20 protein-coding genes are annotated in these 22218 nt (G+C 67.2%); 10 read left to right on the top strand and 10 right to left on the bottom strand.

Features of this window, described 5'->3' with window-relative positions:
- Window positions 1-118: 118 nt before the first annotated feature.
- The 4 genes from TFU_RS07140 to TFU_RS07125 form a co-directional block, all read right to left on the bottom strand.
- The gene (locus tag TFU_RS07140) at window positions 119-1807 is read right to left on the bottom strand and encodes a DEAD/DEAH box helicase (RefSeq protein ID WP_011291874.1); all 1689 of its coding nucleotides are present in this window, start codon (window positions 1805-1807) and stop codon (window positions 119-121) included.
- Between the two features lie 204 nt (window positions 1808-2011).
- Window positions 2012-2545 carry a globin domain-containing protein gene (locus tag TFU_RS07135; protein WP_011291873.1) on the bottom strand — a complete coding sequence of 178 codons (534 nt, stop codon included), beginning with the start codon at window positions 2543-2545 and terminating at the stop codon, window positions 2012-2014.
- 602 nt (window positions 2546-3147) lie between these two features.
- Complete coding sequence (locus TFU_RS07130) at window positions 3148-3378, bottom strand: hypothetical protein (protein ID WP_011291872.1); 231 nt, start codon at window positions 3376-3378, stop codon at window positions 3148-3150.
- 11 nt (window positions 3379-3389) lie between these two features.
- Window positions 3390-4331: an SPFH domain-containing protein gene (locus TFU_RS07125; protein ID WP_011291871.1), complete on the bottom strand. Its 942-nt coding sequence runs from the start codon at window positions 4329-4331 to the stop codon at window positions 3390-3392.
- 92 nt (window positions 4332-4423) lie between these two features.
- Here TFU_RS07125 and TFU_RS07120 point away from each other — a divergent pair, with 92 nt between their 5' ends.
- Both TFU_RS07120 and TFU_RS07115 read left to right on the top strand, forming a co-directional pair.
- Window positions 4424-5350 carry an ABC transporter ATP-binding protein gene (locus TFU_RS07120; protein ID WP_011291870.1) on the top strand — a complete coding sequence of 309 codons (927 nt, stop codon included), beginning with the start codon at window positions 4424-4426 and terminating at the stop codon, window positions 5348-5350.
- Window positions 5347-6174, top strand: a complete 828-nt coding sequence (locus tag TFU_RS07115; RefSeq protein ID WP_011291869.1) for a hypothetical protein — start codon at window positions 5347-5349, stop codon at window positions 6172-6174. The genes TFU_RS07120 and TFU_RS07115 overlap by 4 nt, the downstream gene beginning before the upstream one ends.
- A 40-nt stretch (window positions 6175-6214) precedes the next feature.
- On the opposite strand, the gene TFU_RS07110 is transcribed toward TFU_RS07115, so the two are convergent.
- A complete protein-coding gene (locus TFU_RS07110) occupies window positions 6215-7351 on the bottom strand; it encodes an ABC transporter substrate-binding protein (protein WP_011291868.1) in 1137 nt (378 codons plus the stop codon).
- A 352-nt stretch (window positions 7352-7703) separates the two neighbouring features.
- Between TFU_RS07110 and TFU_RS07105 the strand changes: the two genes are divergently transcribed.
- From TFU_RS07105 to TFU_RS07090, 4 genes are read left to right on the top strand one after another with little or no spacing between them, the layout of a single operon-like run.
- Window positions 7704-10091, top strand: a complete 2388-nt coding sequence (locus TFU_RS07105; RefSeq protein WP_011291867.1) for a sensor histidine kinase — start codon at window positions 7704-7706, stop codon at window positions 10089-10091.
- On the top strand, window positions 10088-10537 hold the full coding sequence (locus TFU_RS07100; protein WP_011291866.1) for a roadblock/LC7 domain-containing protein: 450 nt from the start codon (window positions 10088-10090) through the stop codon (window positions 10535-10537). Before TFU_RS07105 ends, TFU_RS07100 begins: the two co-directional genes overlap by 4 nt.
- Window positions 10538-10542: 5 nt before the next feature.
- On the top strand, window positions 10543-10899 hold the full coding sequence (locus tag TFU_RS07095) for a DUF742 domain-containing protein (RefSeq protein WP_011291865.1): 357 nt from the start codon (window positions 10543-10545) through the stop codon (window positions 10897-10899).
- 14 nt (window positions 10900-10913) lie between these two features.
- Window positions 10914-11486: a GTP-binding protein gene (locus tag TFU_RS07090; RefSeq protein ID WP_011291864.1), complete on the top strand. Its 573-nt coding sequence runs from the start codon at window positions 10914-10916 to the stop codon at window positions 11484-11486.
- A 104-nt stretch (window positions 11487-11590) separates the two neighbouring features.
- On the opposite strand, the gene TFU_RS07085 is transcribed toward TFU_RS07090, so the two are convergent.
- Both TFU_RS07085 and TFU_RS07080 read right to left on the bottom strand, forming a co-directional pair.
- A complete protein-coding gene (locus TFU_RS07085; protein ID WP_011291863.1) occupies window positions 11591-11986 on the bottom strand; it encodes an STAS domain-containing protein in 396 nt (131 codons plus the stop codon).
- A gap of 563 nt (window positions 11987-12549) precedes the next feature.
- Window positions 12550-13704, bottom strand: a complete 1155-nt coding sequence (locus TFU_RS07080) for a magnesium and cobalt transport protein CorA (protein WP_011291862.1) — start codon at window positions 13702-13704, stop codon at window positions 12550-12552.
- A gap of 653 nt (window positions 13705-14357) precedes the next feature.
- Between TFU_RS07080 and TFU_RS07075 the strand changes: the two genes are divergently transcribed.
- Window positions 14358-15050 carry an alpha-ketoglutarate-dependent dioxygenase AlkB family protein gene (locus tag TFU_RS07075; RefSeq protein WP_011291861.1) on the top strand — a complete coding sequence of 231 codons (693 nt, stop codon included), beginning with the start codon at window positions 14358-14360 and terminating at the stop codon, window positions 15048-15050.
- 7 nt (window positions 15051-15057) lie between these two features.
- Here TFU_RS07075 and TFU_RS07070 read toward each other — a convergent pair whose 3' ends face one another.
- Window positions 15058-16857, bottom strand: coding sequence for a hypothetical protein (locus tag TFU_RS07070; RefSeq protein ID WP_011291860.1), 1800 nt, complete (start codon window positions 16855-16857; stop codon window positions 15058-15060).
- Window positions 16858-17030: 173 nt separating this feature from the next.
- Window positions 17031-18023 (bottom strand): EamA family transporter, encoded by a 993-nt coding sequence (locus TFU_RS07065; protein WP_011291859.1) that lies wholly within the window; start codon window positions 18021-18023, stop codon window positions 17031-17033.
- A gap of 432 nt (window positions 18024-18455) precedes the next feature.
- Here TFU_RS07065 and TFU_RS07060 point away from each other — a divergent pair, with 432 nt between their 5' ends.
- Both TFU_RS07060 and TFU_RS07055 read left to right on the top strand, forming a co-directional pair.
- Window positions 18456-18824, top strand: coding sequence for a hypothetical protein (locus tag TFU_RS07060; protein ID WP_016188644.1), 369 nt, complete (start codon window positions 18456-18458; stop codon window positions 18822-18824).
- Window positions 18825-18902: 78 nt separating this feature from the next.
- Window positions 18903-19922 carry a LysR substrate-binding domain-containing protein gene (locus TFU_RS07055; RefSeq protein ID WP_011291857.1) on the top strand — a complete coding sequence of 340 codons (1020 nt, stop codon included), beginning with the start codon at window positions 18903-18905 and terminating at the stop codon, window positions 19920-19922.
- Here the strand turns inward: TFU_RS07055 and TFU_RS07050 are convergent.
- The gene (locus TFU_RS07050) at window positions 19851-20777 is read right to left on the bottom strand and encodes a LysR family transcriptional regulator (RefSeq protein WP_011291856.1); all 927 of its coding nucleotides are present in this window, start codon (window positions 20775-20777) and stop codon (window positions 19851-19853) included. The genes TFU_RS07055 and TFU_RS07050 overlap by 72 nt on opposite strands.
- 658 nt (window positions 20778-21435) lie before the next feature.
- On the opposite strand from TFU_RS07050, the gene TFU_RS07045 reads away from it, so the two are divergent.
- On the top strand, window positions 21436-21990 hold the full coding sequence (locus TFU_RS07045; RefSeq protein ID WP_011291854.1) for a GNAT family N-acetyltransferase: 555 nt from the start codon (window positions 21436-21438) through the stop codon (window positions 21988-21990).
- The last annotated feature ends 228 nt before the right edge of the window (window positions 21991-22218 follow it).

The following is a 22218-nucleotide window of genomic DNA, read 5'->3' as shown; positions in this document are numbered from 1 at the left end:
CCGGCACCGGATCTGATGTCGTTTCCGGTGCGGGGCAGCACGGTGGGCCTGGGATGCACCCAGGCCCACGGCCACTTTTCGTCACCTGCGTGCCCGGAAGGCGGCGCGGCGACGGGGGTTAGAAGCGTTCGCGGCGTACGACGGTGCGGCGTCCTTTAATCGTGCTTTTCTTCAGTGCCGCGATCACACCGTCGGCAGTGGATTCGGGCACTTCCACCAGGGAGAAGCGGTCGGCGATTTCGATCGCGCCGATGTCCCGTCCGCTCAATGCGGTCTCCCCGGCGATCGCTCCCACAAGGTCTTGGGGGCGGACCCGGGCGTTGCGTCCAATGCCGACGAAGAGGCGGGTCATGCCGTCGGAGGGGCCTCGGCCGCGCCGTTCACCGCGGCCCGGTCCGCCGCGCCGTCCACGGCGTTCGCGGCGTTCGCTCCGCTCGGGGCGGAGCACCGGTTCGGGGATCTCCTCCTCTTCGGTGACGGCGCCGCTGGCTTCATGCGCCAGTTTCACCGCGGCCAGCGCGATCTCCATGATGTCGAACTCTTCGGCGAGCGACTCCACGACCACGCGGAACGCCTCGCGGTCGTCGTCCTCCTCCTTCAGAGCTTCGTGGAGCGCAGCACGGGTCAGTTCGACGCGGCGGGCCCGCAGGTCCGCGACGGTGGGGAGCTTCTCGACGCTGATCGGGCCGCTCGTGCTGCGCTGAATGGTTTTGAGCATCCGGTGTTCCCGCGGCTCGACGAGGGTGATCGCGACGCCTTCTCGGCCGGCCCGCCCCACGCGGCCGATGCGGTGCACGTAGGTTTCGGTTGCCGACGGCACATTGTAGTTGACCACGTGGGTGAGGTGTTCGATGTCGAGTCCGCGGGCGGCGACGTCCGTGGCGATGAGGAGGTCGGCGGTTCCTCCGCGGAGGCGCGCCATGACCCGGTCGCGCTGTTCCTGGCTCATGCCGCCGTGGAGCGCTTCAGCGCGGTATCCCCGAGCGTTGAGCGTCTCGGTGAGCTGGTCGACTTCCTCACGGGTGCGGCAGAACACGAGGGCCGCGGTGGGGGATTCCATGTCGAGGACGCGTCCCAGGGCCGCGGGTTTGTAGGGGCGGGCCACGATGTAGGCGTTCTGCCGGACTTTCGGCTCTTCTCCGGGTGCGGGAGAAGTGCGGGCGATGCGTACGCGCACCGGGTCGGTGAGGTGGCGTCGGGCGATGCCTTCGATGCGGTCGGGCATGGTTGCCGAGAACAGCACTGTCTGGCGGTTCTCCGGCACTTCTTCGATGATCGCCTCGATGTCTTCGGCGAAGCCCATGTCGAGCATCTCGTCGGCTTCGTCCAAGACGACCGTGCGCACCGTGTCCAGGACGAGGGTGCCGCGGCCGATGTGGTCGAGGGCCCGTCCCGGGGTGGCGACGACGACGTCGACACCGCGTTCCAGGGCCCGCAACTGGCGGCCGATGGGCTGGCCGCCGTAGATGGGGAGGATGCGTGCCTTCAGGTGGCGGCCGTAGCGGTGGAGTGCTTCCGATACTTGCAAGGCCAGTTCCCGGGTGGGCACCAGGATGAGCGCCGAGGGAGTGTCCCCGCGGTCGCTGTCCGGCAGCCGGTGCAGGATCGGCAGGGAGAAGGCTGCGGTCTTCCCCGTACCGGTTGCGGCCTGGCCGAGCAGGTCACGGCCTTCCAACAGCGAGGGGATCGCCTCGCGTTGGATGGCCGTGGGCTCCTCGTAGCCGACCTCGGCGAGGGCATCGAGCAGTTCCGGCCGGAGGCCAAGGTCGGCGAAACTAAACTGTTCTGTAATGGTCTTCTCCGTCAATTGCGGCTCCTCGTCGCTGAACACACACGCACGGGACTGGCCGACTGCGTCGGCGTCTCCCCGCGCTCACAACGGCCCCTTACCGTGCGCGATCTATCCCTCGTTCAGCACGGTCAGCAGCCGCTCACCCGTGGCGCGCGGAAGAACCGGGGATCAGGGACATCCGCGTCCGCCGTGGGGTGAGACGCGGAGAAGACCGCTCAATCAAGAAGCCGCTGTAGGTTTACCATTCTCCGCGTTGGAGGGCGGAGTCATGGGCCTACCGGCTCGGGTTCTCCTTCCAGATCGCGCCTGTGCGGCTTCGGCCGCTCCACTGAGCATGGCCGAGACGATCCACTCGTAAACGGTGACCCACGCCGAGCCTACTGAGGGAGCCCACTCAAGAGAGATGTCGCGGGCCGCCTCGATCAGCGCGTGTCCGACGCAGCGGTACTCCTCCAGTCCCAGTCCCCATCGGACGTAGTGGTACTCACCGAGCTTACGTAGGGTATCCCAAGTCTTTTCGGGTTCGTCGAGATGGTTGACGACTTCGACGAGGACGCGGGCCATCCGGACGTGCTGTTCCCCCATGTCCTCGGGGAACAGGTCGCGGCAGCTGGGCAGCAGCCGGAACAGGTGGTGGTAGAAGCGGTCAGCCAGGACTTCTGGCTGGTCCAAGAGGTCGGCGCAGAGGGCCTGGACGAGGCTGACCGTCCGGAGGTCGGGGCGCGGCAGCTCTCGGGTCACCGCAATAGCCATAACGTTTTCCTCCCCTTTTCTCCTATCCCCCAGAAATATCTTTTTGTCTCCCAGCAAATTTTCCAGGCAGCACAAATAGTTCCGGAAAATAAAACAGGATGTCGAATACCATCAAAAAATAGGAACGACAAACCTCTTGGAGACCTAGTCCTTGCTGGTGGGACAGGCTCTGACAGCTACTTTAGACCGTCGTTCACCGTGCTTTAATCCGGGGCACCCTTCGCGGACAGGAGGGTTTTTTCACACCGAAATTCCATGGTCTTTTTGCGGGACTTTGGACTCTAGTGCTCCCGCCTTGCTATCCGCTCTCTTTTCGGTGTTTCCGATACGCTGTGGAGCCTGTTCGATACTCAACAGGAAGATTTGCCAGAAAAGAGAAGAGTTTCCCCTGTTGTCCCTTCGGTTTTTTGTGAGGGAAGTCACGGGGGCCGAGCTGTGCACTCTTATGATCCGGAGTCAGCGTCTCGGTACTCCCCGCGCCTGAGGACGCTCCTGGGGGTACGTGCCGCGTGTGTCGTCTGTGCGGCCGTCCGGCGCTCCAAAGGGAATGCGGTGGTGCCGTGCCAGGCATGCCTGGCACGGCACCACCGCAGTGTTGAGGGTTAGGAAGGGGAGTCGTCCGCGGGCGGTGAGGTGTCCTGCTTGCGAGGGCGGCCCCGGCGGGGGATCGCTTTGACTCCCTGAGGCATACGGCCCGCGTCGATGAGCGCCCGACGTAAAAGAAACTCGATCTGCGCGTTCGTGCTGCGCAGCTCGTCACTAGCCCATTTGGCAAGCGCGTCATACACCGCCGGGTCGAGCCGGAGCAGAATTTTCTTACGCTCGCTTGCCACCGAACCAACCTCTACGAGTACAGCGTTCCTGTGTTGACGACCGGCTGGGTGGGACGGTCGCCGCACAGCACGACGAGCAGGTTGCTGACCATTGCGGCCCTGCGCTCCTCGTCGAGGTCCACCACACCCTGCTCAGCCAGCCGGTTGAGCGCCAGTTCCACCATGCCGACCGCGCTCTCCACGATCTGCTGGCGGGCTGCGATGACCGCCCCCGCCTGCTGGCGCTGCAACATCGCCTGGGCGATCTCCGGCGCGTACGCGAGGTGGGTAAGACGGGACTCGATGATGCGCACCCCCGCCGAGGCTACGCGTTCGGCGAGTTCCGCAGAGAGCTTCTCGGTGATCTCATCGGCATTGTCCCGCAGGGACAGGCGGTCAGTGCCCTCGTGGTTGTCGTAGGGGTAGTTGTTGGCGATGTGCCGGACGGCCGCCTCGGTCTGCGTGCTGACGAACTGGACAAAGTCGTCGACTTCGAAGACGGCGCGAGCGGTGTCCTCGACCTGCCAGACCACGACAGCGGCGATCTCGATGGGGCTTCCGTCCGCGTCGTTGACTTTCATGACGGCGGTCTCGTGGTTGCGGATCCGGGTGGACACCGGCTTGCGGGTCGTCAGCGGGTTGACCCAGCGCAGCCCGTCAATGCGGAGCGTACCGATGTAGCGGCCGAAGAGCTGCACGACACGTGCCTGGTTGGGGTCGATCATGGTCAACCCGCACAGGAGGAAGAGACCGGCGAGGAACAGCAGCGCGCCCACCACGATCAGCGCGACCGCGCTCACATCAGCCGCGTCCAGCGTGTTGATCCGCACCACTCCGCCGATGGCCCCGCCTGCCCCGGCCAGCATCATGACCAGGGAGAAGATGAGGACCGGTATGCCGGATGCGCCTTCGATCAGGCGCTCTTCCACTTGAGTTTCCAGGTTCTCCACCGCCACCGCGGCTTCCCGAGCCATCCATCAGCTCCTCTCACTATCAGACTGATGACTCAAGTCTAGCATTGTGATATCACTTTTTTAAACTCGTTCGGAGGAAAGGGACAAGCGCGGTGATCCACGTACACAACCTCACCAAGCGCTATGGCGCCACCACTGTCGTCGACGGCCTCACCTTCACCGTCGCCCCCGGGAGGGTCACCGGCTTCCTCGGCCCCAACGGCGCCGGGAAGAGCACCACGATGCGGATGATCCTCGGCCTGACCTCACCCACCTCTGGCACGGCCACGATCAACGGCCGCCGCTACCGCACTCTTCCTGCGCCCCTGCGCGAGGTGGGCGCGCTCCTCGACCCCGAAGCAGCCCACCCCGGGCGCACTGCCCGCGCCCACCTGCTGTGGCAGGCCCGCGGCGCCGGACTGCCCCGCCGCCGCGTCGACGAAGTCCTCGAACTGGTCGGCCTGGCCGCTGTCGCCCACCAGCGCATCGGCAGTTTCTCCCTGGGCATGCGCCAGCGCCTCGGCATTGCCTCCGCCCTCCTCGGCGATCCCGCCGTGCTGCTGTTCGACGAACCCGTCAACGGCCTCGACCCCGAGGGCATCCGATGGTTCCGCGGCCTGCTGAGCCAACTAGCCGCCGAAGGCCGCACGGTGCTGGTCTCCAGCCACCTCATGCACGAGATCCAAACCGTCGCAGACCACGTGATCGTCATCGGCCGCGGCCGGCTGCTCGCCGACATGAGCATGGCTGAGCTAGCCGCCCGCTACACCGGCGGCATCCGGGTGGTCGCCTCGGACACCACCCCTCTGACCGCGGCACTCGTCTCCGCGGGTGCCGAAGTCCGCTCCGCGGACGGCGCCCTCCTCGTCAGCGGGCTGGAAGCCGCGCACGTCGGGGAGATCGCGCTGCGCTGCGGCATCGCATTGCGGGAACTCACCCCCCAGCACACCAGCCTGGAAGAGGTCTTCATGGAACTCACTGCCGCCGCCACACCCCACCGTTCCGGCAGCATCCCCGCCTCGGAAAGGAGCCAGGCATGACCGCATCCGCCACTGCTGTTTCCAGCCCTGCCCGTCCCCCGGCCTCCCCTGGCCTAGGGGCAGCTGTGCTCGCCGAGTGGACCAAGCTCACCTCGGTGCGCGCCACCTACGTCTGCCTCGCGGTCACACTGCTGCTCGGCGTCGGCTTGAGCTCCCTCGCCGCGTTGGGTATCGGCGCAGCCGGTACCCAAGCCCTTCCTCCCGGAGTGGACCCGGTCGAGCAGGCTGCCGCGCTCGCCCACGTCGGCCCAGTGTTCGGGGTGATCCCGCTCGTCGTCCTCGCCGCCCAGTTCTCGGCCCGGGAGTACCCCAGCCAGCTCAGGCTCACCTTCGCCGTCCACCCGCGCCGCGGACGTGTCCTGCTCGCCAAGACCGTGGTCCTCGTCGGCACCGTCCTCGCCGTGGGGGCGGTGACCGTGGCGGCTGCTTTCGCTGCCTCGCAGGCCATCCTCGAATCCTTCGCCATGCCCACGGTCAGCCTTGCCGAGCAGTGGCGCACCACGCTGGCCTTGGGGGTGACCCTGCCGGTCTTCCCCCTGCTCGCCTTGGGCCTGGGGACCATGCTGCGCAGTGTGGCGGGCACAACCGCCGCCGTCCTGGCGGCACTGCTGCTCCCCCCGATGGTCAGCACGCTGCTTCCCGACTCGGTGCAGCGGCACGTGCTCCGCTACCTGCCGACCGGCGCCTGGGACAACGTGGTGGGCGCCACCGCAGCAGAATCCCCGCTCCACATGGACCCGTGGGCGGCGCTCGCGGTCCTCACGGGCTGGCTCGCCCTCTGCTGGGGTGCGGCCTTGCGGACGCTGCACCGCACCGACGTCTGACTACTCCGGCGGCGGTCCCGGGCACGCACCGCCGCCGGAGTCACTCGTCCCCGGGACCGATCCCATAGGCGCGGAGCGTGTCACGCGCCTGCGCCACCTGCTGCGGGGTCAACAGCAGCGGGGGTTCTGCGGCCCCCGCTGCCCGCTCCCCCGTATCGACCGTGCCGTCCTGGTGCATCGCGGCAAACCGCACCGGGTAGGAGGCGTTGCGGAACTGCAGGTTCTGGCCTTCGTCGGAGAGCACGAATTCCACCCACAACCGGGCCGCTGCCGGGTGCGGGGCCTCCTGGTTGACCGCCTGGCAGACCAGTCCGCCGACCGTGGGTGAGGGGACGACCACCTCCCATTCGCGCACGCCACGCAGATCTGCTGCCCGCTGCAGGTTGGCGTGCTCCCAGTCGATGACCGCGGTGGTCGCCCCGGAGGCCAAATCAGCGCGGCGGGGAGTGCCCCACCGGAGCTGACCGGCCCGGTCCAGTTCGTCGAGCAGCGCCGCGCCAGGGGCGAGGTCTGCGGGCCCACCCCCGGCTGCGAGTGCGGTCAACACCACTCCGAGCAGGGCAGCCTCTTCCTTTTGGGGGTCGCCGGCCAAGGCCACTTCCCCCTGTCCTTCCCCCAGGTCGGACACGGTTCGGAGGGCTTGTCCGGTGTCGGCGGCGAACCCGAGCGACAAGCGGGCAGCCGCCCCGCCGACATACCGGGCTTTCGGATCCCTGCTGTCGGCTGGGACCTCCTCCCAGGTGCGCACCCGGTATTCCGCAAAATGCTCGGCGGCATGGGCCGCTGCCGTGTCCTGCCCCACCATGAAGACGTCGGGGGCGCGGTCGGTTCCCGCATAGCGGACCGCGGCCGCGATCTGCTCCTCGTCTGAAGCGTGCGGGGCGGCCACGTTGACGCGGATGTTGTATGCGGTTTCGAAAGCAGAGATCAGCTCGCGGTGATCCGCCTCCGGCGAAGCGGCAGCGACGATGTTGAGCTCTCCTTCAGCCTGCGCTGCGGTGATGAGCTCCGCCATTCCGCCCAGGTCCGCGGCTGTGGTGGCGGCCGCTGCCGCCCCGTACTCCGAGCCGTCCACGGGCGGCGGCTCGGGCCCGCATCCCACGACGCATAGCAGGACACTCAACGCGGCAGCGCACACCACCCCTGCCGGGGTGGAACGCTCTCCCGTGGCCCGCATACCCCCTCCCTGGTTGCGCGCCTTGCGCGGTGTCCGTGCGGCTCTCTCACCCCCAGTGCCTCTTCCTTACCCAAGCCTGCACTAACGAGCACGGCTTGGTGACAACTTGACGGTAACTCTGGCGGAACAGCCAGAACACCAACTATTTTTCCGCGGCAACATGTCCAACAGAGAGTCCGCGACCCAGATCACTGTATGTAGTGCTCTGTGTCTCAAATTGGGCTTGCCTAATTCCACCGATCGCGGTTAGCTCAAAGACCCAGACGGACTCTCCGTTTCCCGGGCGGACAGGACCGCACCTCCCGTCTGCCCACCACAGAGCTATCCCCCCGTCCGCACTCAGAGCGAGTCCATGACCAAAGAGCAGCGCCGTCCCTTCCTCCGCTGGTTGCGCCATCTGTCCGCGGAGCAGCGCGGAACGATCCGTGTGCGACTCCTCGCGTTAGCCCTCATTCCGAGCACCGCTCTGCTGATCCTCTGGATCGGTGCCACCGTCACACCAGTGGGCACCCTGCTCTCTATCAACCGAAGCACCACGTTCCTGGAGCAGGCAGGCCTTCCCGCCCTGGACGTCATCTCCGCCTTGCAAGCGGAGCGCCAGGCCGCGATGGAGCACCTGGCCCAGTCAGAGAAGAACCGCAAGGGCTCGTTGACGTCCACACTCCGCGAGGACCGGGCCGCCACGGACGCGGCCATCGAGAACTTCCGCACCGGAATCGAGGACGCCGGTCTCACCAGCTTCCCGGAGGAGACCCGCGAGCGTATCGAACGCTTCCTGGGCACGCTGGAGGTGCTTCCCATGCACCGGGAAGTCCTGGACACCTCCTCCCCGGTGCGAGAAGGCGCGGCCTCCACCTACAACGAGGCCATCGAAGCCGGCCTGCAGCTGTGGGACATTCAGGAGAAACTGGTCGCCGAGGAACAGGCGCACCAGATGCGCAGCCTCGCCGCACTGCTCCGTGCTGACGAGCTGCTCTCCCAGGAAGACGGAATGCTGTCCTACAGCAATCTCGCCGGGATGTTCAACACCGCCGACCATATCGACTTCGCTGCCGCGGTCGGCGCCCAGCGCTACCTGTACGAGCAGATCGCCCCTGAACTCTCTGGGCAAGAGCGGATCGGATACGACAAGGTCATCGGAAGCGCAGAGTTCCGCACCATCCAAGCGCTGGAAAACGAGGTGATCCGGGCGGGCGCTATTTCGGGCGACCCTCCGATCGACATCGAGCAGTGGAGCGCTGCCTGGTCGAAGCTGGACGAGTCCTTGAGTGAGGTGACGGACAACCAGATCGAGGCGCTGACTGAGCAGGCCCGGTCCGAAGCGCTGCAGCTCACCGCCCTCCTCACCCTGTTCAGCGTGGCCACCCTGGCCGTGGTGGTGGCGTCCGTGTTCTTCAGCACGCGGACCGTCACCTGGCTCAACCGCCGGCTTGGCACGCTCCGCGAAGCCACTCTGGACTACGCGCACCGCCGCCTGCCGGAGATCACTGCCCGGCTGCGCGCCGGAGAAAAAGTGGACGTGGCCACCGACGCTCCCCCCATCCCGGTGGACATCAACGACGAGCTCGGCCAGGTCACCGAGGCGTTCAACACGGCCCAACGCGCGGCCGTGGAGTCAGCCACCCAGGAGGCGAAGCTGCGTGAAGGTGTGCGCAACATCTTCCGCAACATCGCGCGGCGCGCCCAGACGCTGGTCCACCGCCAGCTCAGCCTCCTGGACTCGCTGGAACAGGCCGAAACCGACCCGAAGGTGCTGGAGTCGCTGTTCCGTATCGACCACCTGAGCACCCAGATGCGGCGCAACGCGGAGAACCTGATGCTGCTCACCGACGACCGCCCGTCCCGCAAGGCAGGCGAACCGCTGTCGCTGGCCCAGGCCGTGCGCGCCGCCTCCAGCGAGATCGAGGACTACTCGCGGATCAAGCTGCTGCCGATGCCCATGGTGCACATCAAAGGCTCGGTCGCCAACGACAGTGTGCGGATGCTGGCGGAGCTGCTGGAGAACGCCACCTCGTTCTCCCCGCCCAGTACTGTGGTGACCGTGCGTGGTGAGGCCCTGCCTCACGGCAGCTACGCTTTGGAGATCGAAGACCGCGGCTTGGGCATGCTCCCTGAGGCGTACCAGCAGGCCAACGAGCTGCTCAGCGGCAATTCCCAGCGGTTCAACCTCGCGGACATGCGGGAGGACTCCCAACTGGGGCTTATCGTGGTGGCCACCATCGCTCAGCGACACAACCTCAAGGTGACCTTGCGTCCCTCCCCCTACAACGGGACCCAGGCGATCATTGTGTTCCCGCCCGAGGCTATCGACACGACTCTGACCGCCCCACGCGCGGTCGCAGCCAAGCCAGCGCCGGCCCCCGCGGAGCTGGAGGCGCCTTCCGCGGCGGTCTCCGCCACTCCCGCACCGGCCGCCCCCGCACCTCCTCCTTCGGTGCCTTCCACTCCCAGCGCACCTGAGCCGGCGCTGGCATCCTCCCAGCCCACCGAGCCTGGATCTCCGCTCCCAGCTGCCGCGTCGGGGGACACGGCCGACACGTACAAGGGCTTGCCGCGCCGGAGACGGTCCCAGCGACGTTCCCAGCAAGCACCGCAGGCGCCCGCACCGTCCATCTCCCGGCCCGTCAACCCTGACCGATCGCTGGAGGAAATCCGGCAGATGATGAGTGCCTTCCAGCGAGGCACCCGGAGTGGACGCGCCGAAGGCAACACTGATTACCCCACCAGGGAGACACGATGACCGAGCAGACAACTTCCACGCCCCGTTCCACCTCCTCTGAACTGAACTGGCTGCTGAGCGACCTGGTTTCCCGCACTGAGGGAGCCCGCGAGGCGGTACTGCTGTCCGCAGACGGCTTGCTGCTGTCGGCTTCCGACGGCATGGATCGGGAACGCGCCGAGCGGATCAGCGCGATCGCTTCGGGCTTCTCCAGCCTGGCCCGAGGTGCGAGCAAGCAGTTGGGCGCGGCAGAGGTCCGGCAGACCGTTGTGGAGATGGACAATGTTTTCCTGTTCGTCCTCTCCGCCGGGCACGGCGCCTGCCTGGCCTTGGTGGCCGACTCCTCCTGCGATGTCGGGTTGGTCGCCTATGAGATCAACCGACTGGTGCGCCAGGTCGGTCCGCACCTGTCCACGCTGCCGCGCAACCGTCGTCCCATGCAAGGTCGGTCCGCTGAAGGGCTGTGAGCGCCATGTCCAGCTCTCCTGACGACAGCGGCCGCCTTATTCGGCCGTATTCCTTGACTCGCGGACGCACCCGCCCTTCGCGTTCGGACTTCGCGATGACCTCCCAGGTGGTGGCGGTGCCGCAGGTGGGTCAGCCCGCCGAGCTGGAACCGGAGCACCACGCGATCCTGGAGGTGTGCGCCGCACCCGTCTCAGTAGCTGAGCTGGCCTCACGTACCAAACTGCCGCTTGGTGTGCTGCGTATCCTGCTGTCCGACCTGCTTGATGGCGGATACGTCATGGTGCACGAATCGCAGTGGCAGCGTAGGCGACCGGATGTCCATACTCTGCGAACGGTCCTCGACCGCATCCGTGCGCTGTGAAAGGAGACTTCTGCATGTCCGACAGTGTCGGGCCCGTTCCCGACGCGCTGAAGATCCTGGTCGCCGGCGGGTTCGGCGCTGGGAAAACCACCCTGGTGTCCGCGCTCAGCGAGGTGGAGTCGCTCCACACCGAGGAGGTGATGACCGCTGAAAGCGTGGGCGTGGACGATCTGGACGGGGTGGAGTCCAAGACGACGACGACCGTGGCGCTGGACTTCGGTCGTATCACCTTGGACGAGCGCACCGTGATCTACATGTTCGGCACCCCCGGCCAGAAGCGTTTCTCGTTCATGTGGGAGGAGTTGGCCGAGGGGGCGCTCGGCGCTATTGTGCTGGCTGACACCCGACGTTTGGAGGACTGCTTCGACACCATCGACTTCTTCGAGCAGCGCGACATTCCGTTTGTCGTGGCGGTGAACTGCTTCAACGGGGTGCGCACCCACATGCCCGCTGATGTGCGTATCGCCCTGGACGTGGAACCGCACGTTCCGGTTCTGTTGTGCGATGCACGGGAACGGGAATCGGTCAAGCGGGTCATGGTGGAGCTCGTTTCCCACGTGCTGGAGCTGGAACTGTCCCGAGCGTGAGTGGGGGGCGGCGCGGCCGCCCCGACAGTGGTGGCACTGTTCGGGGAGCCGCGCCGCGAGGATCTCTCTTTTCTGCTTGCTGCTCGTCACCGGTCCAGCGGCGGTCAGTCACAACCGCAGACCCCGGTGATGGGCCCTTCTTCGTAGCGCTGTCGAGCGGTATGGACGAGTGCCGCCTCCACGATCGGGTAGATCTCGAAGTCCCGGTCCATCCGTAGCGCGGTGAGTACCCGTTGGGCTGCTGCCGAGGGTTCGGCCAGCACCATGTGACGCCCCTCCCATGTCAGTACCCGGCAGCACTCGTAGAGCGCACGCACGCCGCTGAGGTCGATGAACTGGACTTTGGACAGGTCAACGATCAGACACTGGCACTCGGACCGGTCGGTGGCGTGCAGCAGTGCCGCGCACAGTTGAGTGGCGTTGGCAATGTCGATCTCACCGCGCACGGTGAATACGACCGCCTCACCACACGGAAAAGACTCCTGGGTGTGTCCGGACACGCCGCCGCGTCCTCCCTTGTAACAACGTATTCCCTCCCCCCGTGCCCCATGATCGTATCTGGCTGGAGGACGGTGCACAGGAAGAAGCACGAAACTGAAGGAATATGTGCGGCTTTCACACACTCGAGCACAGAATTTTGTCTGTTTCGTCCGCTATCTTGCGTTTCTGCGGCGTCTTCCTGCCCGGAGAATTCTGCATTAACGCTCTTCAGAGGTGGTTTTCGGTCCTGTTATTCGGAGGACAAGGATCGCCCCTTCGAGGCTTTGCTCACCTATTGCGCCATGGTTACTCGCGGAATGGCGCATTACCTGCGGACCGTTTCAGTGACGGGAGAGCACAGCAGGGCAAGGGGAGGATTGCGGAACGGACCAGTCCCTTATCTCGCATCCGGAAAGTCTTTGCCGGGGCCGGCAGCTCCGGGCTGCGGGAGCCCGCCTGGGGTTCGTGGCCAGGGGAAGGGGCAGCGCGGCTGCCGCCGCTCTCTTCAGCCGTGTTCTCCTGCAAACGGCGCCCTTGTCCCGGTGCGGCGCGTAGGGTCGCCGCACCGGGACAAGGGCGGGCCTCATAGCCAGCCTCGGCGTTTGAAGATCGCGTACAGGGCGACGCTGACCGCCACCATCAGGCCGATCGCCATCGGGTAGCCGTACTTCCAGTGGGTTTCCGGCATCACGTCGAAATTCATGCCGTAGATACCGCCGACCACGGTAGGAGCGAACAGGATAGCCGCCCAGGAGGAGATCTTCTTCACTTCCTCACTTTGGGCGTAACTGGCTTCGGTGAGGTGTTTCATCTCCTCGTTCTGGGCCTGGCTGACCAGGGTGGCGTTGACCGCGAGAATGGAGTTGAGCAGTTGACGGAAACCGTCGACCCGTTCCGCGACCGTGGTGGCGTGGTCGGCGACGTCACGCAAGTAGCGCTGGAGTTCTTCGCTGGTGCCGTACTTGTCGAATCCGGCTTCCAGGTCGGAGAGGATGCCCAGCAGAGGGCGGGCCGCCCGCTGGAATTCGATGACTTCGCGGGACAGTTCGTAGATGCGCCGGGACACCCGGGGGTCCCGGTTGAACACCTGGGTTTCGATTTCGTCGATGTCGTTCTGCAGTCCGGCAATGACCGGTGCATAGCCGTCGACGACCGCGTCCATCACCGCGTACAGCACCGCTTCGGGGCCCAGCTTCAACAGGTCAGGGTCGTCTTCGAGACGGCGGCGTACCGCGGACAGGTCGGGGGCCTGACCGTGGCGCACGGTGATGACGAAGTCGGTGCCGACGAACAGGTAGATCTCCCCGAAGCTCACCTCTTCGGTGGTGTCGAGGTAGCGGGCTGCCCGTAGCACGACGAACAGGGTGTCGCCGTAGCGTTCGAGCTTGGGCCGCTGGTGGGCGACGATGGCGTCTTCGACGGCGAGCTCGTGCAGACCGAACTGGTCGGCAAGAGCGAGCAGTTGGGCTTCGGAGGGCTGGTGCAGTCCCAGCCAGGCCATCGCTCCTGGCTGCTGGGCGACCTGGTCGCGCAGCCGGGCCAGTTCGACTTCGCAGGGTTGGCGGCGGCCGTCGATGTAGATCGCGGCGTCGACGACGCTGGCTTCGACTGGCGGGGTGGTCGCTTCGTGGTCCCTTCGAGGGTCCATGACGTATTCGGGCGTGTCGGTGTGCGCTTTGCTTACCGAGGCAACGGGACGCAGGCTGGGCAGCCACGAACGCATACGACGTTGCGACATGGGAGCTCCCGGATGAGTTCGACGGTTCGGGACAACCGGTGGGGTGCGTCTCCACCGCAGCAAACGGGACGCACGCCACAAAGAGAGAGTTGGAGAAAAGGGCTAGGGAACTAGTGCCGTGCCCTGCGACGCCCTCCGGAGACGGGGGCGGATATCACAGCGGAAGTCTGTGTGGGCTGGAGAGAACCAGCGCGGAACGTGAGAAATGGGGCACCGCACTAGTTGGTACTAGGAGGTTGGCTCATGGTTGGCCTCACCTCCTACAGTCCAAGGCCGACGGCCTCGAGTCTCGCTATGCCCAACCTTAATACGGCCCCTGTGGTAATGGGAGCTGCGCGGATTCGCTTCCGTGAGGGATGGTCCGCAGCAGCGTGCGGGACAGCGGCCCGGCGCCGCGGCGTGATCGTCAGTGGCGGGCAGTAGGGTGCCGGGGGCCGCGCTGCGCGACGTTTCCGGGACCGGTCCCCGTGCCCACCAGGAAGGATGCGGGCTGTGGCGGGCCGGTGCGCGGCGCGGCGAGCGGGGCCGTGTGCTTCCTCCTCCGGTGGAGGGGTCCGGCCTTTCTGCGCTGCGGTGTGGAATTCGCCACGCCACCCAGCAATGAAGTGATATGCGTCACAATTTTGTTTTGGTGGTTGAGGAGGCCGCTCGCTATGGACGAACCGCTCTTCTCCCCGGGCCGGGTCGAGGTCGCCCCGGGTGCCGTCCACGTTCCCGGATGGCTGGACCTGGAGGAGCAGCGCGCTTTAGTGGACTTGTGCCGCGAGTGGATGCGCGGCCCCGGCGGTATGACCCGGCACCGCACCCGGGGCGGGACCATGAGTGTCGCGATGACCTCGCTGGGCTGGTATTGGCGCCCCTACCGCTATTCGGCGACCCTGCCGGACGGCCGACCGGTGCCCCCGCTGCCCCCGGTGCTGTCCACGCTGGCGTTGCGGGGTCTGGCCGCCGCCTACGGCACGGTCCCTGCCCCGGCTCCCGCCTACGATGTTGCGCTGGTGAACTTCTATGCGGCCACAGCCACGATGGGGATGCACCGGGACACGGACGAACGCACCGATGCCCCGGTGGTTTCGGTGAGCCTGGGGGACACCTGCGTGTTCCGGTTCGGGAACACCGCTACCCGCACCCGCCCGTACACCGACGTGGAGCTGCGCAGCGGCGACCTTTTCGTCTTCGGCGGCCCGTCCCGCTGGGCTTACCACGGCGTGCCGCGTGTCTTCGCTGGCACAGCCAACCCGGCACTCGGATTGGAGTCGGGGCGGATCAACATCACCGTGCGTGCTTCCGGGCTGCCCCCGGCTGAGCGGGGCCCAGCCGGGGCGTCGTCCTCGGAAGCGGTTTGAGGGCTGCTCACCGGCGGAGCAGGTCGCGCACGTTGAGGTAGAGCAGGCTGACGACCGCCAAAGTCATCGGCACGAGGACGGTGATCCGCCAGTTGATGAGGAAGGCCGCGATCACCGCGCCCACGACGCCGAGCGCGAGGGCGAGGAAGGCCGAGCCGATCAGGAAGGTGAGGAAGCGGCGGCGGGCGAGCGCGTCGAAGGCGGCGAACAGCACGACGACGCCGACCGCGGCCAGCAGTGCCAGGCTGCCGCGCAGTACCACCATGACCACGCCCAGCGCGGTGAGCAGCAACGGTGTGCTCATCGCCGCCCACACGTGGAGGAACCGGGTGGTGTGCTGCCGGCCGGAGGCGTACGGCAGGTGGGGGGAGCGGAGGTGGGCCTGCGGCGGGGGTTCGAGGACGTCGCCGTTGGCCAGTGCGGCGCGGTGCATTTCCCGCTCGTCCACGAGGTGGGTGCGTTCCCGGTAGCGGGCGGCGAGGGAGTGTTCCAGTTCGGCGATCCGGGCGCGGTACTCCTTGGCGCGCGCTTTAGCGCTGGCGTGGCGACTCAGCACCATTTCGGCTGCGGCCAGGCGGCGCAGGGCAGCCCGCTCTTCTTCGATCTTGGCGTCGGCTTCGGCGATGCGGGCGTCGAGATCGTCCAGGTGGGCTTGGAGGCTGGCCCGCGTATCCTCGGGGGTCGGCGGGACTTTGTGGAGCCCGACCCACCACAGGGGGTCGGCCCAGGAGCGGCGGACGGTGCCGTCGCGTTCGTATCGGGGGCCGCTGGGAGCGCGTTCGCCGTCGAACCAGTCCCGGGTGTTGCGGCCCCACAGTCCGCGGTAGCCCCGGACCCAGGGAGTGGTGTCGTCGATGAGGACCGGGGTCCAGGTGCGTTCTCCACCGGGGCCGACGCGGACGCCGTCGCCGCGCGCGTAGTCAACGAAGGGCACGCCGATGCCGCGGAGGCGGCTGGAGGAAGGCAGGAAGCGGGCGGTGAAGCGCCGCCAGGCGCGCAGCACTCCCCGGAGGAAGGCGGGGTCGACTTGGATGAGGTAGTCCCCGGGGAGCATCTGGTGGGAGTGGGATCCGGCCCCGACGTAGATGATCGGGTGGTTGCCGTCGCGGTGCAGTTCCGGGTCATCCCAGCGGCGTCGCAGGTCGTCGCCGAGGTATTCGTGAGAGGAGGCGCCCACCCACACGGGGCGGTACTCCCCGTTCTCTTCTTCGACCAGGTAGACGGTGACTTTCTCCCAGTCGGCCTCGTGGTCGTTGACGCCGCCGTAGACCGACCGCCAGTCGTTCATGGCGTAGAAGAACCAGTACTGCAGGACGACGTAACCGCCTTCCCGCACGACACGGCCGTAGTAGGTGGCGGTGGTGCCGGTGTCGATGCGGTCGCGGTAGCGGGTGGCTGCGGCTGCTGCGACCCCGCCGGGGACGGCTCCTCGGATGAGGAGGGAGAGCCGCATCAGCACGTCCACGATCCGGCCGAGGACCCCGACCGCGGCGAGGCGTCCGCTTTTCGGGATGACGGGCCGTTCGCGTCTGCGGAAGCGGCGTGCTTCGGCCCGCAGCGACGATTCTTGGACGAATCGCAGGTGCTGGCGGTAGCCCGGCCATTCGGCGTCGGCGCGGGCGAGCCGGTCGAGGGTGAGTTCCCCGGCGGGGACGACTTCGCGTTCCCCGCCTTCGGGAAGGTCCAGCCACAGACTGCAGCAGCGCACGTAGGCTTCGACGTCCGTGGGGAAGAACAGCTCCCCCCGGGTGAACATCAGCACGGGTTCGTAGGCGCGCAGCAGTTCCAGGTCAGTTTTAGCGCTCATGGTCGCGCCTGACCCTAACGGATGTGTGGGGTGTCCGCGGACGTATCGGGCCTTGACTCCGTGCTCCCCTGCCCGCTACGGGCTGTTTTCGCCTCGGTGGCCTGGTACCGCTGCAGCCCACACTGCGGTTACCCGGGCGGCACACCCCGCCCCGCACCGGGATGTAATGATGGTCACACTGTGACGGGGTCGGTGGTGTGGTGCCCGGCGTCGTCGGGAGCAGGGCGGTCCGGGGTGCGGTCTTCCGGCTCCCCGTCGGTGGCGTGCGGGTCTGCGCCTCCGCGTGTGCGTCCGCTGGTGCCTCTGGTGGCGCCCAGCCCGGCGGCGACCACCAGGGCCATGCCCGCCACTTGGAGGGGGACGGGGACCTGGCCGATCAGGAGCAGGCCGATGAGCAGCCCGATGGCGGGGTCGACGGAGACGAGAATGCCGAAGGTGCCGCGGTTCATCCGTTGCAGGCTCACCATCTCCAGCAGGAGGGGCAGCAGGGGGTAGATCAGTGCGAGCCCTAGGGTGGCTGCCACCAGGTGCCGGTCGGCGGCCGCCATCGCCCCCGGCAGACCCAGCGGGGCGGTGACCAGGGCGGACACGGTCATTGCGAGGGTGAGGCCGGGGAGGACGCCCAGCCGGGAGCCGACGGTCTGGGAGAAGACGATGTAGAGCGCCACGCAGACGGCCCCGCCTAGGCCGAAGGCGATGCCGAGCAGGTCGGCTTCCCCGTGCCACGGGCGGGTGAGCAGGAGCACTCCGGCTACGGCGAGGACGATCCACAGCAGGTCGCGGCGGCGGCGCAGGGCGAGCACGGAGACGGTGAGGGGGCCGAGGAACTCGATCGCGGCTGCGGTGCCGAGCGGGATGCGGTCGAGGGCGAGGGAGAACAGGAGGGTCATCCCCGCGCTGACTACGCCGAGGGCGGCGGTAGCGGCGAGATCCGACCAGGTTGCGGCCCGTGCCGCGCGGAGCAGGGGGCGCCCGCCGACGGCGAAGAGGAGGAGCGCAGCCCAGCTCAGCCGCAGCCAGGTGACTTCGAGCGGTCCCGCGATGGCGAACAGGTGCACGGCTCCCGCGCTGCCCATGTGCAGCAGGACCAGGCTGAGGACGGTGAGCAGCGGGGCTGGGACCCTCAGGTGGGCATGCCGAACCAACGAGACAAAAGAGAGGATCATCCCACCACTGTGTCTCCTATTCTCTGTTTCCGTCCAGGCACCGTTAGTTGATGAATCGTTTCTCTTTAGCGGAAGATCTAGCGTCCACACCCGCGCTTCACCCCCACTCAGCGCAACGGAACGCAACAGAACGTCGTGCAGCGGATTGTGTTGACCTCTGTGCCAGGTTTAGCCGTACTTAAGAGGCGGTAAAAAATTGAGTTGGTGGACATCAACTTTGGTGAGCAGCTACCGGGAGGCGGCTCCGCGCACCGCGCGGACCGACCGACACACCCCTTCGATGTCCACTCGATGGCCGGTCCGCCGCGGGAGGACCCCTTGCGGACCGCAAACCTCTCGGATCCGGAGGTGCCAGCGCCTCGGACGCGGCGCGCACGGCTGTTTCGGCCACGCGACCGCGGGACGGCTGCCCCACCACGATGAGAGAGGAGAATGGTGCTGACCCAGGTTGAGCCATCGGCGACGCGAACGCTGAACCCTTTCCGCCGGACGCGCGCGATCGCCGAGCACACCCTGCGCGAGGCCAAGGACGACGTCACTCATCTGCGACTGCTCTCCCTGTTCCACGCGCTCGCTGCGTGCGAGACCGCGCTCTCCCAAGCTCCCGGCACCCTGCGGGAGAAACTGGACGCCCTCCGCACTGCCGTGGTTGACCTGGTGGGTGAGGACTGGCTCACTTCCCACCCCACCCACCCCGATGTCCGGGCGTTCCGCCGCCTCGATGACACGGCGCTCCTCAGCCGGCTCGACGAGGCGCTGTCGAACCTGTTGCGGGCGCGTTTCTTCCAGCTCGCTGCCTGAGGTCTTTCATCCGTAGAAGAAGGCGTGCGCGGGGTCGAAACATTCCGCCTTGCGCACGCCTTCTTCTACGGTTGAAGGATGGACCTGACACGGCTGAGACTGCTGGTAGAACTGCGGCGGCTGGGGACGATGACGGCGGTCTCCGAGGTCACGGGCATGGGCACCTCGGCGGTGTCCAAGCATTTGGCCGTATTGGAGCGGGAAGCAGGGGTGCGCCTCCTCGTTCCGGACGGCCGTCGGGTCCGGTTGACCCCCGCGGGGCGCCGGCTCGCCGAGCATGCGCGGGACATCCTGGAGCGCGTCGAGGCGGCGCGAGCCGAAATGGCAGGTGAAGGGCCGCCGGTGGGCCGCATCAACCTGGTGACGTTCGTCAGCATGACGGTCCCCGTGATCCTGCCCGCCATGGAGCAGTTGCGCCAGCAGCACCCGGGACTCGAGGTGCGCCTGATCGAGCACGAACCGGACCAGGCGTTGGACCTCCTGCTGAGCGGGGAGGCCGACCTTGGGCTGATCTACGAGTACACGCTGGTCCCCCGCCGCATTCCGGAAGGGCTCACCGTGCACCCGGTGGGGCGGGAACCCTTGTTCCTCGCCGAGCCGACGGCGAGCAACCCGAGCGGGGCGACCATGACGCGGGAGCGGCTGCGTGCCTTGGCCGACGCGTCGTGGATCGCCAACTCGCGCGGAAGCGACGACGACGAGCTTGTGCTCCGGATGTGCGCGGACGCGGGCTTCCGACCGCAGATCCGGCATCGCATCGACACGTTGGAGGCGCTCAGCGCGGTGGTGGCCGCTGGATGGGGGGTGGGGCTCCTGCCGAAGCTGGCTGCGTCCCCGCCCCACCCCGGGGTGGTGCATACCCCGCTGGGCGAGCTGGCGGGAGAGCGCCGCATCTCCCTGGTGGCCCGTACCGGGGCGTGGGCGTGGCGGCCGCTGCACGTCGTCGCCCACGCGATCCACCGGGCTGCCCGCCACGTGCTGGACCCGGTGGCGAGTGGGTTTTCCGAGGGGGCGGCTGCGGACGGGTCAGGCGCTGAGGACGAACCGGCCCGCGGGGACAGTGATCCGGTGCGCGGCTTCCCGCATCGCGGTGAGTAGCGGCTCGGGGTTCGCCCCGCTGCGGGTGACGGCCAGGACGTGGCGGCGCGGACCGTTGCGGACCGGACGCACCACCATGTGGGCGATCGCTATCCCGTGCCAGGCCAGCCGGGGCACCATGGACACGCCCAGTCCTGCGGCGACGAGAGCGAACGCCGCACTGAAGTCGGTGACGACGTGGGTGCTGCGGGGATGGAATCCGGCCTGGTGGCAGGCGGCGGCCACGGTGTCGAACCAGACGGTGCCGGGGGCGGACATGATCCAGTCGGCGTCGTTGAGGTCGGTGGCCAGGTCGAGTTCCATCTTGGTCGCCAGCGGGTGCTCGTAGGGCAGGACCACGTCCAGGGGTTCCACCATCACCGGGTGGAACTGGAACCCGGGGCTTCCGGTCGCGGGCAGATGCGGCGAGGACATGGTGACAGCGATGTCGATCTCGCCGGTGCACAGCAGTTCGGTGCTGTGTTCGGGTTCGGCCTGGATGACAGAGAAGTCCCAACCCGGATGGGTGTGGCGCAGCCGGGCCACGGCGGGGGCGACGAGGTTGGAGATGCCGGTGGCGAAAGCGCCTACCCGCACGGATCCGAGTGATCCTTCGGCGTACCGGGCGAGGTCGGCTTGGGCGCGCTCCAGTTCAGCGAAGATGACCTGAGCGCGTTCCAGCAGGACGCGCCCCGCCCCGGTGAGCACGAATCGGCGGTTACTCCGCTCCACCAGGGGGACTTCGGTTTCCTTGGCCAATGCGGCGAGCTGTTGGGAGACCGCTGAGGGAGTGACCCCCAGCGCTTCCGCGGTCGCCGCCACGGTGTGGTGCTCGGCGAAGGCGCGCAGCACCTGCAACCGCCGGACGTCAATCATGGGCTCATCCTATGAAATTTCCTGCTGGTGGTTTCCGTGCGCCGTGCACGGCGCTCCGCCGGGCGTACCGTGCGCGGTGCACAGTGGCGCACCGCTGCGGTGGTGCACTCCTGCCCCTGCGCGGCGCCGGGCGCCGTCGCAGGCCTGCTCAGCACGGCCACATCCGCATGCTCCTCCGGGAGGATTTGGCCACCACGGGCAGCGAGGGCGAGGCAGGGCGGCCAGCTCGGTAGCTCCGTGGCGACACCGACGACGGTCGCTGCGATAGTGCTCACATCCGGGTAACCCCGCAACTGCCGGAAAGGTTGCACCCCGCCCCGGTCTGCTGGCTGGGCGGGTTTTCCGGCAGACGGCCAGCCGTCTGGGGAGCTCGCGTTTTCCCGCTGAGCAGTGCAGACGTGATCCACTGCACGCCCACCGCAACGTTCCGTTCCTGCGCGGCGACGGAGAGAGCCCGAAGAGATCCCCCTCACACCCAACCATCTGTTAAAAATGACAAAATTTTTCTTTTAGGTACGAGGAGCATCCTTTTCCAAGCCCCGTCGCCACTCTTGCAGAAACAAGCAAGTAGGCTCATAACCAGCGCTCATACAGGCATTGAAAGGGACGATCGCCGCTGCGCGACACGCATCACCCCATCAGGAGCAGGTGAGAAAAAATGCAAACTTCGTTGGACACCAAAACCCGTTCCGGGTTTTCGGGCGTGCTGCGTTTCCGCTACATCGGTCCCTTTGAGGTAGACGAGCTGGCCGAGCTGTGGAAACCCCTCCATCAGCAGCACACGACGATCGCCTCGCACCTGGAGGACCTGCTCGGCACGGTGAGCGCGGAAGAATCGTGGCGTCGCCGCAGCCGGCGGTATGTGGAGTGGCTGTCCGAGCCGGAGACGATCGCCGTGATCGCGGAGAGCGACGGGGTCGACGTCGGCTACGCGATGGTGACCATCCGCGACGAGCACCACGGCTCGTGGGACCGCGGGGACCGGGTCGCGGTCGTCCAGACCCTGGCGGTGCACCCTGACTACTCCTTGGAGTTGGTGGGCAGCGGCCTCCTTGACGAGGTCCGTCGGCAGCTCGCCGAGACCGGTGTGCGGGACCTGGAGCTGCCTGCCGTGTCCGGGAACTCGGCGGCCATCCGCTTCTACGAAAGCCAAGGCTTCCGCCCGTTTGTGACCACGATGGTGTCGCGTATCGGAGTGGGCCCCCACGACTAAACAGCACGCAGTGAGCTGTGTGCGGCGGCCGAAGACCAGGCTGGCTTCGGCCGCCGCGGCCTGTCTACAGGAATCCCAGGAGCACCGCCGGGCTGCTTCCCCGCTGCTCCCCCGCGCCTGGCTGTGCTGCCCGGTGTGGCTGGCCCCCGCAGTCCCCCCGCAGCCGTTAGGCTCGTCGGCGTGGCCGAAACCGACTCCGCCCTGTGTAACTTCCCCGGTTGTACCCGT

It is taken from the genome of Thermobifida fusca YX, from assembly GCF_000012405.1.
In the GTDB taxonomy this organism is placed as follows: domain Bacteria; phylum Actinomycetota; class Actinomycetes; order Streptosporangiales; family Streptosporangiaceae; genus Thermobifida; species Thermobifida fusca.
This window is presented reverse-complemented; position numbering and strand designations above follow the sequence as displayed.